This is a genomic window from Streptomyces sp. NPDC030862, from assembly GCF_055571835.1.
Genome location: NZ_JBVIEN010000004.1, coordinates 435,314 through 448,232, shown reverse-complemented (window position 1 = coordinate 448,232; position 12,919 = coordinate 435,314). Strand labels below are relative to the sequence as shown.

Below are 12,919 nucleotides of genomic sequence, written 5' to 3'. Positions count from 1 at the left end.
TCCCTGGGGGGGTGTGGTGGTGTCTGGCGGGCCGCCCCCTTTTCCCGGGTCCCCGTTTCCCCCTCCGCCCCCCTCGCCCCCGCGGCGCTCCTCCCCCACCACGTCCCGGCGAGCACGAGCACGGCACCGCCGATGCCCACCGCGCCCACCTGCTCGCGGGCGACCGCGATACCGGCCGCCGCCGCCCACAGGGGCTCGGTGCCGAGCAGCAGGCTCACGCGGGACGGCGAGGTACGGCGTACCGCCCACATCTGCACGAAGAACGCGAACAGCGTGCAGAAGACCGCGAGGAAGAGCAGCCCCGCCCACTCCCTCACCCCGAAGCCCGCCGCCACCGTCCACGGCGACGCGCCGCTCCCCGGCACGGCGACGGCGATCAGCGCGAAGACGGCCACCGCGCCGCCGAGTTGGACCGTCGTGAGCGACAGCGCGTCCGCGTCCCGGACGGCCTTGATACGGGACATGGCCAGGACGTGGACCGTACGGGCGAGGGCGGCGAGCAGCATCAGCAGGTCGCCGCCCGAGGGGGCGGTGAGCCCGCCGCCCTGCGTCAGCAGCACCACGCCCGCGACCGACAGGGCGGCGGCGGCCAGGAAGGAGCCGGACGGGCGGATCCTGGTCAGGGCCGCCTCGGCGAGCGGCGTGAAGATCATGGTGAGGCTGATGATGAGCCCGGCGTTGGTCGCGGAGGTGTGGACGACCCCGTACGTCTCCAGCAGGAAGATGCCGCTCAGCACGGCTCCGAGGACGCCGGCCCCGCGCCACTGGGCCGCCGTCAGGGCGCGCAGCGCGCGCCACCCGGCGGCGACGAGCACGGGCAGGACCACCGCGAAGCGCAGGACCAGCACCGCGATCACGGTGTGCGCGGTGGTGATGCCCTTGGCGGCGAGGTAGCTGCCGCCCCAGACGGCCGCGACGAGCAGCACGGGCAGGTCGGTGAGCCAAGCCCTCCGGGCGTAGGGGGGCGCGGGGGCGGCGAGCGACGACATGCGGCCGGTCTCCAGGGTGCCTGGGTGGTGTGGAGGCGTCGGCGGCTCGCACGCGGACGGTCACCGTACCGTCCGCCCCGCCCGCCGGGAAACCCCGCCGTGGCGTGTGGTCGTGAACCGCCTTGAGGGGAAAGAGAGTTGCGTACGCACGGGTTGCCCATGGCAGCGTCGTTCTCTTCACCACGGGGGTAGGGATGGCTGAGCTCGAACGGGAAGCGCAGGCGAGTACGAGTACGGGCGCGGGCGCGGGGGGATCGGAGGAGCCGGAAGCGCAGGCGCCGCCGACGACGCCGGACCGGTCGGAGACGCCGGAGACACCGGAGACACCGGAGCCTCCCACGACGCCGGAGGTGCCGGACACGCCGGACACGCCCACGGCCCAGGCCCAGGCCACCGATGGCGCGGAGAACGCGGAGGACCCGCGGGGCTCGGAGGAACCGGGCGACCGGGGCGGGCGGGTGGTGCGGCAGGTCCGCACCCGGGGCCCGGCCGTGCTCGCCACGCTGACCGGCATCGTCGCCAGCGCGGTCATCGCCGCCTTCCTCGCCGTGTATTTCGACTCCTGGACCAGCAAGGCGCCCGCCCCCGGCACGGCCGGGCTGAGCGGGCACTCGGAGATGTGGTGGGACGTCAGCCGGGACAAGCGCATCGTGCGCGCCGGTGAGGCCACCGCGCGCACGGACCTGAACTTCGCCATGGAGGACCCGTTCGGCGACCTGGACGGCATGGTGCGCGACGGCGGTGTCCACGCGCAGGCCATCCGCGTACGCCTGACCCTGCTCAACTTCGCCAAGGCACCCGCGGTGATCACATCCGTGCGCGCCCGCGTCCTGGACGAGCGGCCCGCCCCTCCCGGACCGTCCTATGCGTGCGGGGGACCGCAGGGCGCCGCCGAACCGAGCTATGTGCGCCTGGACCTGGCCAAGCCGCACATCCCGGCCATGGCGCTCGACGCCGACGGCAAGGTCCTCGGCCAGTACCCGCATCCCAGGTACCAGCTCGCGAGGCAGGACGACCCCGGCATCTTCGACATCCTCATCCTCGCCGGGAGCAGGACGTACGAGTTCGCCATCGAGGTCCGGTACGAACAGGCCGGCCGCAAGGGAAGCATCCTCGTGGACGATTCGGGCCGGCCCTTCCGCCTCGCTCCGGACCCGGCCGAGACCGAGCCCCGCTACCGCTGCGATCTCCAGAAGAACGCATGGGTGCGGTCATGAGGAGAGCTGCGGCCGTGGCGGTCGCCGTCGCCGTCGCCGCCGTGTGCTCGGCCCTCGCGGCCGGCCTGCTGCACCGGCCCGCCGGGCCCGCCGAGCCGCCCGCCGCGCGTGCCATGGGTGCGCCGGTCCTCCAGGGCAAGGGCGGGTTGTGGACGGCCACCGTCCCGCCCGAGGCAGGTGCGGCGCCCAAGGACACCTTGGCCCCGACCGAGGGCTGCCGCGCCTTGTTCCGCTGGGCCACGGAGCAGCGGGCCGTGCCGCGCGGGACCGCGGCCGTCGCGTACACGGTCTCCGCCCCGGCCGGATCCTCCGTGGTGATCCGTGGCATCCGGGTGGTCAGGGGCCCGAGGATCGACGCCCCCCGCGGGGACGACGTGGGCTGCGCGGGCACGCCGGCGGCGGGGGCGCCCTTCGTCCACCACGACACCCTGGAGCTGGATACCGCGTCGCCGCACAAACGGGTGCTGCGCTCCGTACGGGCCGGCGGCGTCACCACCGGCACCCTGCATGTCACGACGCGCACATGTGCGTGCGAGTGGTGGATCGAGCTGGACACGGTTCAGGACGGCCGGTCCCGGACCGTACGGCTCGATGACGACGGCCTGCCGTTCCGTATCGCCCCGCCCATGCCGCGCCTGGCGTCCGACGCGGACATCGACTTCGCCCAGCGGGTGGGGATACCCCTGTCCCGCGCACACGGGGACCCTGCGGAAAAGGGCGGCGTCTCGGTCCGCGGAATCGCCTCTCCGGTGGAGCAGTTCCAGGGCAGGTGGCTCATGGAGACGGACCGGAAGGTCGACGCCCTGGCCGCCGTCGACGGGAACCTGGATGTGGCGGGCGTGGCCTGCGAGCGCATGCGCAGGGCGCTCGTCGCACGGGGCGGAACCATGGCCGGGCGCACCCCCTTCGAGCTGCAGATCTCGGCGCCATACGAGATCCTCCGGGTTGACGCGTTCCTGCGGATCCATCGGGTGCGGATGCCGTCCGGGCCCCGCCATCACTACGGGTGCGCGGGGCCGGAGTGGAGGGACGACGGGGAATACCCCGTCGAGGACCGCACCGCGTATCTCGACACCCTGCACGCCCTGGGGCCGTTCCCGAGCGGCTCGTTGAAGTACGACCCGAACTGGCGGCCCACCGACGGAGCCGGGAAGCGGCTCCCATGGATCGACAGCGGGACGGAGGTCATGTCCCTGGTGCAGCACCATGGCCACTACACGGCGTCGGTCACGGGCGGGATCTACGCCGAGCAGGCCACCTTCGCCTTCACCGCCGAGGTGACGGTGACCACCGGCAGCGGTGAGATCCACCGGTTCACCGTGACCAACGGCGGCGAGCCGTTCGTGCTCGCCCCGGGGGCGGGGAAGTCCCGTCCGGCGACGACCGAGGATTACCGCGAGCCGCGGCGCGGGCGGTTCTAGCGGACGGCGGCTCCGCCGGGGCGAGGCTCCGCCCTGCGAGCCCTCACTCCCCGGGCTGGAAGGTGCCGAACTGGGCGGGCCCGGCGGTCCGGTAGGTCTGGATGGTGACGCCGGTGGTGGTCGTACGGTGGCCGGTGAGCTCGAAGGCGGTCGGGGTCCCGCCGTCGGGGAAGAGGCGGCGGCCCTTGCCGAGGAAGACCGGGTAGACGAGGAGGTTCATCTCGTCGACCAGCCCGTGCGCGATGAGGCTCTGAGCGAGGCGGGCGCTGCCGTGGACCTGGATCTCGCGGCCGGGCCGCTGCTTGAGGCGGTTCACCTCCTCGGTCAGGTCGCCTTTGATCACGGTGGAGTTGTGCCAGTCGGCCGTGTCGAGGGTCGTGGAGACCACGTACTTGGGCAGGGTGTTGAGGCGGCTCGCGACGGGATCGCTCTCGTCGGTGACCTTGGGCCAGTACGAGGCGAAGATCTCGTACGTCCGCCGGCCGAGGAGGAAGCAGTCCACCCGCTGGAAGACCTCGTCGATGAACCGCCCGAACTCCTCGTCCACGAACGGCACGCTCCAGCCGCCGTACGCGAAGCCGTCGGTGCGGTCCTCGTCGGGGCCGCCGGGGGCCTGCATCACGCCGTCGAGCGTCACGAAGGAGGTGAGGGTGAGCTTGGCCATGGCTGGTGCCTTTCTCATCAGGCCCGTCTCATCAGACCTTTCTCAGCAGGTCCTCCTTCATCGTCCGTCACATGGCCGGACCGCGCCCGCGGCCGGAAGTCGCCCTTCGGCCGGCAGTGGATCTCCGTGTCCGATCGCCGCCAGCGGTACGGCGGTCCCTCGGATGTGATTGACCGCGCAACCACTTCCGAAGGAAGCACGGAGGACGACGGCATGGAGGCCACCTTGAACGGCAGGACCGCTCTGGTCACCGGCGGCAGCCGCGGCATCGGCGCCGCGATCGCGCTGCGGCTGGCCCGGGAGGGCGCGGACGTCGCCCTCACCTACGTACGCGATGAGGACGCGGCCCGGGAGGTCGTACGGAGGATCGAGGCGACCGGGCGGTGCGGGATCGCCCTGCGCGCGGACGCGGCCGACGCGTCGGCGGCGGCGGGCGCGGTGGAGCGCGCCGCCGAGGCGCTGGGCGGCGGGCGGCTCGACGTGCTGGTGAACAACGCGGGGGTCGGGGTGCTCGGCCCGCTGGAGAGCCTGACGCTCGCGGACGTGGACCGGGTCCTCGCGGTGAACGTCCGCGGCGTGTTCCTGGCCTCGCAGGCGGGGGCGGCGCGCATGGCACGGGGCGGGCGGATCGTGACCATCGGTACGTGCATGACCCACCGCGTGCCGGGGCCCGGCGGAACGCTCTACGCGATGAGCAAGTCCGCGCTGTCCGGCCTGACCAAGGCGCTGGCGCGGGAGCTCGGCGGCCGGGGCATCACGGCGAACGTGGTCCACCCGGGGCCCGTCGACACGGACCTGAATCCGGCGGACGGCCCGTACGCGGACGGCCAGCGCGCGATGACGGCGCTGGGGCGCTTCGGCGCGCCGGACGAGGTGGCGTCGATGGTGGCGTACCTCGCCGGCGAGGAGGCGGGGTACGTGACGGGCGCCGAGTTCGCGGTGGACGGCGGCCACGCGGCGTAGCGGGCGCGGCCGGGCCCCACGAAGGCGGCGGGCGCTGCGGGCGCCTGGAGCAGCAGGCACGGGGAGCAGCACGCACGGCGGTCGCGGAAGCCGCGAGCAGGGCGTGCGCGCATAGGGTCCGGGCGTGCCGGAGCCGCAGGCGTGGAAAGGGCGCGAGGGCGCACCGGTGCTGTCGGGCCGGTGCGCCGCTCGCGTGCGGGCAGGTGTCGTGCTGCCCGGGTCATACGGTCAGCTGAGCTCCTCGTGGCGGGCGGTGAGGCGCTTCGCGCCCTCGTCCGTCAGCGAGCCGAACAGCCGCAGGCGGGAGATGCCGCCGTCGGGGTAGATGTCGATGCGGACGTGGGTGCCCACGACCGGCTCCGGCAGGACGAACCGGTGGTTGGTGTCCGGCTGGAGGCGGGTGCGCGACAGGAACTCGGTCCACTCGCCGCTCTCGCCGTCGCGTACGGACAGGGCCGCCCAGCCTGCGCTGTTGCCCTTGAGGTACGCGGTGTCGATCTCGACCGCGCGGATCGCGGACTGCTCGACCAGCTGGTAGCGGATCCAGTCGTTGCCCTTGTCGCGGCGGCGGCGGGTCTCCCAGCCGTCGTCCATCTTGCGGGAGCGGCCCGGCTGGATGGTGTTGGTGGCCGGCGAGTAGAAGCGGTCGGAGGCGTCCTCGACGCGGCCGCCGTTCTCCAGCGCGACGACGTCGAAGGTGCCGAGCACGCCGAGCCACGCCGGGTCGGGGGCGACCTCGCCGTAGACGCGCAGGCGGGCGATGCCGCCGTCGGGGTGCTGGTTGACGCGCAGGTGCGTGAAGCGCTGCTCGACGTCGACGGCGAAGCCGTTGGCCGCGTGGCCGCCGATGGCGGTGCGCGGGACGAGCGTCGTCCACTTCACGTCGGGGGCGAGGAGGGCCTCGGGCGACGGGGAGCCGGCCACCGAAGTCGCCTCGATGGAGACGGCCTGCGGGTAGTTGCCGCGGAAGTGGGCGGTGTCGACGACGATGCCGCGTACGACGCCGGGCGCGCCGAGGCGTACGAGCGCCCAGTCGTGGTCCTCGGCGGTCGGGTGCGGCTCGTCGGCGGAGACGCCGCGGCGGCGGCGGGTCTCCCAGCCGTCCATGATCTTGCCCTTGTGGCCGAAGTGCTCGGGGTCGAACTCGGCGGGCTCGGGCTTGAGCATGTTCTCGCGCTCGGCGAAGAACTCGTCGTTGGCGGCGATGACGCCCGCGCCGAGGCGGCGGTCGGCCAGGTCGACCAGGCTGGTGAAGGCGAAGTCGGCGGTGCGGTAGTCGGCGTACGGGTCGCCGCCGCCGTAGGGGTTCGCGTCGCCGGTGAAGCTGGGTATGGCGGTCACGGGTGTCACTTGGTCCTTTCGAGGAGCCGGCCACTCGGCTCGGCCAGGGTGCCGTTGTCGGCGATGCGCTCACCGCGCAGCCAGGTGGACTTCACGACGCCGTGCAGGGTCTTGCCCGCGTACGCCGTGACCCGGTTGCGGTGCTGGAGCTCGGCGGGGTCGACGGTGAAGGTCTCGTCGGGCGCGAGGACGGCGAAGTCGGCGTCCCGGCCCGCTTCGATGGCGCCCTTCTGGCCGAGGCCCGCGAGCCGGGCCGGGGCGGTGGACATCCAGCGGACGACGTCCTCGAGGCTGCGGCCGCGGCGGCGGGCCTCGGTCCAGATGGCGGGCAGGCCCAGCTGGAGGGAGGAGATGCCGCCCCACGCGGTGGCGAAGTCGGGGGTCTTGAGGTCGGCGGTGGAGGGCGAGTGGTCGGAGACGATGCAGTCGATCGTCCCGTCCGCGAGGCCTTCCCACAGGGCGTCCTGGTTGCTCGCCTCGCGGATGGGCGGGCAGCACTTGAACTCCGTCGCCCCGTCCGGGATCTCCTCGGCCGTGAGGGTGAGGAAGTGCGGGCAGGTCTCGACGGTGATCTGGACGCCCTCGCGGCGGGCGGCGGCGATCATCGGCAGCGCGTCGCTGGAGGAGAGGTGCAGGACGTGCACGCGGGCGTTCAGCCGCCGGGCCTGGTTGATCAGGTTCTCGATGGCGGTGTTCTCGGCGTCGCGCGGCCGGGAGGCGAGGAAGTCGGCGTACTTCGGGGAGTTCTTCTGCGGGGCCGCGTCCAGGTGGTGCGGGTCCTCGGCGTGCACGATCATCAGGCCGCCGAAGCCGGCGATCTCGGCGAGCGAGGCGGTCAGCTGCTCCTGGTCGAGCTGCGGGAACTCGTCCACGCCGGACGGCGACAGGAAGCACTTGAAGCCGAAGACGCCGGCGTCGTGCAGGGGCCGCAGGTCCTTGACGTTGTCGGGCAGGGCGCCGCCCCAGAAGCCGACGTCGATGTGGGCCTTGGGGCGGGCCACCTCCTGCTTGGTGCGGAGGTTGTCGACGGTCGTGGTGGGCGGGAGGGAGTTGAGCGGCATGTCGATGAGGGTGGTGATGCCGCCGGCCGCGGCCGCGCGGGTGGCGGTCCAGAAGCCCTCCCACTCGGTGCGGCCCGGGTCGTTCACGTGGACGTGGGTGTCGACGAGGCCGGGGAGGACGACGTCGTCGCCGACGTCCTCCAGGCGGGCGCCGGCGGGCACCTCGGCGTCGTACGGCAGCACCGCCGCGATCTTGCCGTCGGCGACGGCGACCGAGGCGGCGCGCGTCCCCTCGGGGGTGATGACGCGCGTCGAGCGCAGTACCAGGTTCACGTCCACGTTCCCGTCGTTCTCCATTCACATCGTCCAACGCCGACAAGCCCACGGCACAGGCACAGGCACAGGCAAGGCACACGGCACACATCTCAACTTCAACGAACTGTTGAAGCTTGTGAGGGAGTCTTCCCCTCCGATCCGGTGCCGTCAAGAGGTCCCCGAGGGCCCGGCCCGGTGGCGCGGAGGCGGCTTGGATGTTTCCATGAAGTGGAAAGATAATTTCATTCAAGGGAACGTAGCTACCCACAGAGGGAGGTCCGGCGAGCAGCCACCGATCCCGGCGAGCACCCGGACAAACGGCCCCTGACCGGCAAAGACGTCCCACTGCGGGCGATGTGCCCGGCCGGACGGCCCGGTAGGCTGCTGACTTGCCCATCCGCCCCGAAAGGACCGTGCCGTGCCGACGTCCAGCGCCAGCACCACCGACGCCGCCAAGCCCGCCTCCGCGACCGGCGGCGTGCAGTCCCTCGAGCGTGCCTTCGACCTCCTGGAGCGGATGGCCGACGCCGGGGGCGAGGTCGGTCTGAGCGAGCTCTCCTCCAGCAGCGGGCTGCCGCTGCCCACCATCCACCGCCTGATGCGCACGCTGGTCGCCTGCGGCTACGTGCGCCAGCAGCCCAACCGGCGGTACGCCCTCGGCCCCCGCCTCATCCGCCTCGGCGAGTCCGCGGCGCGACTGCTCGGCACGTGGGCCCGCCCGTACCTCGCCCGCCTGGTCGAGGAGACCGGCGAGACCGCGAACATGGCGCTGCTCGACGGCGACGAGATCGTGTACGTGGCGCAGGTGCCCTCCAAGCACTCGATGCGCATGTTCACCGAGGTCGGCCGGCGCGTGCTGCCGCATTCCACCGGCGTGGGCAAGGCGCTCCTGGCGCACACCCCGCCGGAGGAGGTCCGCGCGCTGCTCGCCCGTACCGGGATGCCGGCCGCGACGGAGAAGACCATCACCACGCCGGAGGGCTTCCTCGACGCCCTGGTGCAGGTGCGGGAGGCGGGGTTCGCGGTCGACGACAGCGAGCAGGAGATCGGGGTGCGCTGCATCGCGGTCTCGGTGCCCGACTCCCCCACCGCCGCCGCGATCTCCATCTCCGGGCCCGCGGGCCGGGTGACGGAGGCGGCGACGGAGAAGATCGTCCCGATCCTGCAGGAGGTCGCGCAGGACCTGTCGACGGCCCTGGCGAACACCGCCGCCGCCAACGGCCAGGGCTGAACCTCAGAGCCGTACCGGCACGGCTGAACCTCAGAGCCGTACCGGCACGGCTGAGCCTCAGAGCCGTACCGGCCGCCGCTCGGACAGCCGGCCGTCCCGGACCGTCACCGTGCGGTCCGTCCGGTCGAGGTGGGCGCGGTCGTGCGTCACCAGCACGGTGGCCGTGGAGCGCGCCCGGGTCAGCGTGACCAGCAGGTCCAGGACCGCCGCGCCCCGCTCGTGGTCCAGCGCGCTGGTCGGCTCGTCGACCAGCAGCACGGCCGGGTCGTTCATCAGCGCCCGCGCGATGTTCACGCGCTGGCGCTGACCGCCGGAGAGCTGGTGCGGCCGCCGCCCGGCCTGGTCGGCGAGGCCCACCGCGTCCAGCAGCTCCAGGGCCCGCGCCCGGGCGGCCGCGCGGTTGCGCCGGCCCGACAGGTGGGCCATCACGACCAGCTGCTCGGCGGCCGTGAGCGACGGCAGCAGGTTCGGCTGCTGGAACACGATCCCGATGTGCTCACGCCGCAGGGCCGCCCTGCCCGCCCGGTCGAGGATGCCGGTGTCGGTCCCGGCGACGACCACGCGCCCCCGGTCGGGCGTCACCAGCGTCGCGGCCACGGCGAGCAGGCTGGACTTGCCGGAGCCGGAGGGTCCGACGACCGCCGTGAGGGTGCCCGGCGGCACGGCGAGCGAGACGGAGTCGAGCGCGGTGACCCGGCCGTCGCCGTCCGGATAGGTCAGGGTCACGTCGTCGAGGGCAAGGCTCATCGTGGTCATCGGGCGCTCCCCAGCGCGGTCAGCGGGTCGACGGCGGTGATCCGCCGGATGGACAGGGCGGCTCCGAGCATTCCCAGGACGATCATCACAGCGGCCGGGCCCAGGACGGTCACCGGCTCCAGGACGAAGGGCACGTCGCCCCCGCTCACCAGCGCGCCGACGCCGACCGCGAGCGCGGTCCCGAGCAGCGTCCCGCCGGCCAGCATCAGCGCCGCCTGCCCGAGGGCGTCCTTCAGCAGGTACGGCGTGGAGGCACCGAGCGCCTTCAGCACGGCCACGTCGCCGCCGCGCTGGATCGTCCACACCGTGAAGAAGGCTCCGATGACGAGCGCCGAGATCGCGAAGAGGAAGCCGCGCATCAGCTGGAGCGAGCCGTTCTCCGCCTGGTAGGAGCCGATGGCGGTGAGCGCCTCGTCGACGCCGAGCGTCCGCGTACCGGCGGCCCGGTCCCCCGCCGCCACGTCGATCCCCGCGCCCCGCAGGGCGACGACCGTCGCCCCCGTACGCCCCGGCCCCATGGCGTGCCAGTCGGCCAGGGACGTCCACACCACCGGCGTATGGCTGTACGAGGCGTCGCCCGCGACCGCCACCACGGCCAGGTCCCGGGATCCCAGCCGTACGCGGTCACCGGGCCCGGCCCCGCCGAGCTCGTCGGCGGCCGACCGCGACAGGACCGCCTTCCCGGGCCCGAGCTTCGCGCTCTCGGGGGCGATCCCGGCGCCCGGGGCCGTACCGAAGGCGGAGACGGCCGCCGTGCGGCCGCCCGCGGTGGTGGCGTTCAGGGTGCTGATGCCCACCGGTTCGGCGGCGGTGACGCCGGGCTGCCGGGACCAGGCGCGCCAGGCGCTCTCCGGGACGGCCGACTCGGCGAAGGACACCGACCGGCCGGGGGGCGGGGCCGCGAAGGCGAGCCGGTCGGCGGGCAGCCCGGTGATCGCCGAGACGTTCTCCCGTGCGAGCCCGGCCGTCAGGCCCGACAACAGCCCCACCAGCAGGGTGATCAACACGATCACCGTGCCCATCAGCGCGAACCGCCCCTTGGCGAACCGCAGATCTCTCCATGCCACGAACATGACGCCCAGCCTGCCGACGCTCCGCCGGTCACCGCATCGCGCGTCGGACGGCCCCCGCGTCAAACTTTCGGTTGAGGGCGGCGGGGGCGTCGGCACCTACCCTGGACGGGTCATGGATCCGCGTTCCCTCACCCCCGTCCTGCGCGTGCTGCGCCTCTGTCTCCATCTGCTGCTGGCGGGGCTGCTGGCCCTCGCCGCGCTGCGGTCCTCCGGCGACCCGGCCGTGGTGGCGGCGGCCGCGGTGATGGGCGCGGTGTACGCGGCGGGCTCGGTCCTGCCACCCGTACGCACCTCGGCGCCGGCCGCCGCGCTGTGGCTGGGCGTGCTGAGCGCGGCCTGGCTGGGGCTGCTGGGTCTCACCCCCGACGGGCTGTGGGCGGCGTTCCCCCTCTACTTCCTGCACCTGCACCTGCTGCCGGTGCGGTGGTCCCTGCCGGCCGTGGCCGCCACCGCGGGCGCGGCGATCCTGTCGTACGTCCACCACGGCGCGCCGCTGAACCCGGGGGCGTTCATCGGGCCGCTGCTGGGGGCGGCGGTCGCGGTGGCGACGGTGCTGGGCTACCAGGCGCTGTACCGCGAGAGCGAGCGGCGCAGGCGGCTCATCGAGGAGCTGATCGCGACCCGGGCCGAGCTGGCGGCGGCGGAGCGGCACGCGGGCACGCTCGCGGAACGGGAGCGGCTGGCACGCGAGATCCACGACACGCTCGCACAGGGCCTCTCCTCCATCCAGCTGCTGCTGCGGGCCGCCGAGCGCGCCCTGCCGGACGGCTCCCCGGCCGCCGCGCACATCGAGCGGGCGCGCCACGCCGCGCAGGACAACCTGGCGGAGGCGCGGCGGTTCGTCCGGGCGCTGGCGCCGGCCGACCTGGAACGCGGCTCGCTGGCGGCGGCCCTGGAGCGGCTCTGCGAGCCGGGGCCGGGACCGGGACCGGAGCCGGGACCCCGGGTGCGGTTCTCCGTGAGCGGTACGCCGCAGCCGCTGCCCACGCCGTACGAGGTGGCGCTGCTGCGGATCGCCCAGTCGGCGCTGGCCAACACGGTGCGGCACGCGGGTGCCGCGCGTGCCGAGATCACGCTGACCTTCATGGACGCCTCGGTCACGCTGGACGTGGTCGACGACGGCAAGGGCTTCGACCCGGGCGCCTGCGCCCCCTCTCCGAGCGGCGGTTTCGGGCTCCCGGCGATGCGCTCGCGGGCGGAGTCGCTCGGCGGGTCCTTCACCGTGGAGTCCGCGCCGGGCCAGGGCACGGCCGTCGCCGTGGCCCTCCCGCTGCCGTCGGTGCCCCTGCCCCGGGAGGCGGCCGCATGACGATCCGCCTGCTGCTCGCGGACGACCATCCCGTCGTACGGGCCGGTCTGCGGGCCGTCCTCGACACGGAGCCCGACTTCACCGTGGTCGCCGAGGCCGCGACGGCCGAGCGCGCCGTGGAGCTGGCACCGGACGCGGACGTGGTCCTGATGGACCTGCGCTTCGGGCCCGGGATGGACGGCGCGGAGGCGACGGCGGCCATCACCGCCCGCGCCGGCGCGCCCCGGGTGCTCGTGCTGACGACGTACGACACGGACGCCGACATCCTCGCGGCCGTCGAGGCGGGCGCGAGCGGCTACCTCCTCAAGGACGCGCCCCCGGAGGAACTGTCGGCGGCGGTGCGCACGGCGGCGGCCGGGCAGTCGGCGCTGGCGCCGGCCGTCGCGCACCGGCTGATGGACCGGATGCGCACCCCGGCGCAGGCGCTGACCAGGCGCGAGCTGGAGGTGCTGCAGCTGGTGGGCGAGGGCCTGTCCAACCAGCAGATCAGCAAGCGGCTCTTCCTGAGCCAGGCGACGGTGAAGTCGCACCTGGTGCACGTCTTCGCGAAGCTGGGCGTGGACTCGCGCACGGCGGCAGTGGCGGCGGCGAGGGAGCGGCGGCTGATCCGCCGCTGAGGCGCGCTCGGCGGCGCTGCCG

At 73.8% G+C, this 12,919-nt stretch carries 12 protein-coding genes; 6 read left to right on the top strand and 6 right to left on the bottom strand.

Annotation, left to right across the window (positions count from 1 at the left end; genetic code table 11):
• The coding region (locus ACZ42X_RS13855) for a DMT family transporter (protein WP_468288433.1) at positions 1-989 on the bottom strand (989 nt) is incomplete at its 3' end.
• Positions 990-1,183: 194 nt separating this feature from the next.
• On the opposite strand from ACZ42X_RS13855, the gene ACZ42X_RS13850 reads away from it, so the two are divergent.
• Together ACZ42X_RS13850 and ACZ42X_RS13845 are read left to right on the top strand one after the other, a co-directional pair.
• Positions 1,184-2,206 carry a hypothetical protein gene (locus ACZ42X_RS13850; RefSeq protein WP_468288430.1) on the top strand — a complete coding sequence of 341 codons (1,023 nt, stop codon included), beginning with the start codon at positions 1,184-1,186 and terminating at the stop codon, positions 2,204-2,206.
• On the top strand, positions 2,203-3,627 hold the full coding sequence (locus ACZ42X_RS13845) for a hypothetical protein (protein ID WP_468288427.1): 1,425 nt from the start codon (positions 2,203-2,205) through the stop codon (positions 3,625-3,627). The genes ACZ42X_RS13850 and ACZ42X_RS13845 overlap by 4 nt, the downstream gene beginning before the upstream one ends.
• 43 nt (positions 3,628-3,670) lie before the next feature.
• Here ACZ42X_RS13845 and ACZ42X_RS13840 read toward each other — a convergent pair whose 3' ends face one another.
• Positions 3,671-4,291, bottom strand: coding sequence for a dihydrofolate reductase family protein (locus tag ACZ42X_RS13840; protein WP_468288788.1), 621 nt, complete (start codon positions 4,289-4,291; stop codon positions 3,671-3,673).
• 213 nt (positions 4,292-4,504) lie between these two features.
• On the opposite strand from ACZ42X_RS13840, the gene ACZ42X_RS13835 reads away from it, so the two are divergent.
• Positions 4,505-5,254 carry an SDR family oxidoreductase gene (locus ACZ42X_RS13835; protein ID WP_468288425.1) on the top strand — a complete coding sequence of 250 codons (750 nt, stop codon included), beginning with the start codon at positions 4,505-4,507 and terminating at the stop codon, positions 5,252-5,254.
• A gap of 228 nt (positions 5,255-5,482) precedes the next feature.
• Here ACZ42X_RS13835 and alc read toward each other — a convergent pair whose 3' ends face one another.
• Together alc and allB are read right to left on the bottom strand one after the other, a co-directional pair.
• Positions 5,483-6,595 (bottom strand): allantoicase, encoded by a 1,113-nt coding sequence (alc, locus tag ACZ42X_RS13830; protein WP_468288422.1) that lies wholly within the window; start codon positions 6,593-6,595, stop codon positions 5,483-5,485.
• A 5-nt stretch (positions 6,596-6,600) separates the two neighbouring features.
• Positions 6,601-7,953, bottom strand: coding sequence for an allantoinase AllB (gene allB / locus ACZ42X_RS13825; protein ID WP_468288419.1), 1,353 nt, complete (start codon positions 7,951-7,953; stop codon positions 6,601-6,603).
• A gap of 376 nt (positions 7,954-8,329) precedes the next feature.
• On the opposite strand from allB, the gene ACZ42X_RS13820 reads away from it, so the two are divergent.
• Positions 8,330-9,142, top strand: coding sequence for an IclR family transcriptional regulator (locus tag ACZ42X_RS13820; protein WP_361416220.1), 813 nt, complete (start codon positions 8,330-8,332; stop codon positions 9,140-9,142).
• Between the two features lie 57 nt (positions 9,143-9,199).
• Here the strand turns inward: ACZ42X_RS13820 and ACZ42X_RS13815 are convergent, their stop codons facing one another.
• Both ACZ42X_RS13815 and ACZ42X_RS13810 read right to left on the bottom strand, forming a co-directional pair.
• Positions 9,200-9,889, bottom strand: a complete 690-nt coding sequence (locus tag ACZ42X_RS13815; RefSeq protein WP_468288785.1) for an ABC transporter ATP-binding protein — start codon at positions 9,887-9,889, stop codon at positions 9,200-9,202.
• A 5-nt stretch (positions 9,890-9,894) separates the two neighbouring features.
• Positions 9,895-10,971 carry an ABC transporter permease gene (locus ACZ42X_RS13810; RefSeq protein ID WP_468288415.1) on the bottom strand — a complete coding sequence of 359 codons (1,077 nt, stop codon included), beginning with the start codon at positions 10,969-10,971 and terminating at the stop codon, positions 9,895-9,897.
• 112 nt (positions 10,972-11,083) lie between these two features.
• Here ACZ42X_RS13810 and ACZ42X_RS13805 point away from each other — a divergent pair, with 112 nt between their 5' ends.
• Complete coding sequence (locus tag ACZ42X_RS13805) at positions 11,084-12,280, top strand: sensor histidine kinase (RefSeq protein WP_468288412.1); 1,197 nt, start codon at positions 11,084-11,086, stop codon at positions 12,278-12,280.
• Positions 12,277-12,897: a response regulator gene (locus tag ACZ42X_RS13800; RefSeq protein ID WP_468288409.1), complete on the top strand. Its 621-nt coding sequence runs from the start codon at positions 12,277-12,279 to the stop codon at positions 12,895-12,897. The genes ACZ42X_RS13805 and ACZ42X_RS13800 overlap by 4 nt, the downstream gene beginning before the upstream one ends.
• Positions 12,898-12,919 lie beyond the last annotated feature (22 nt).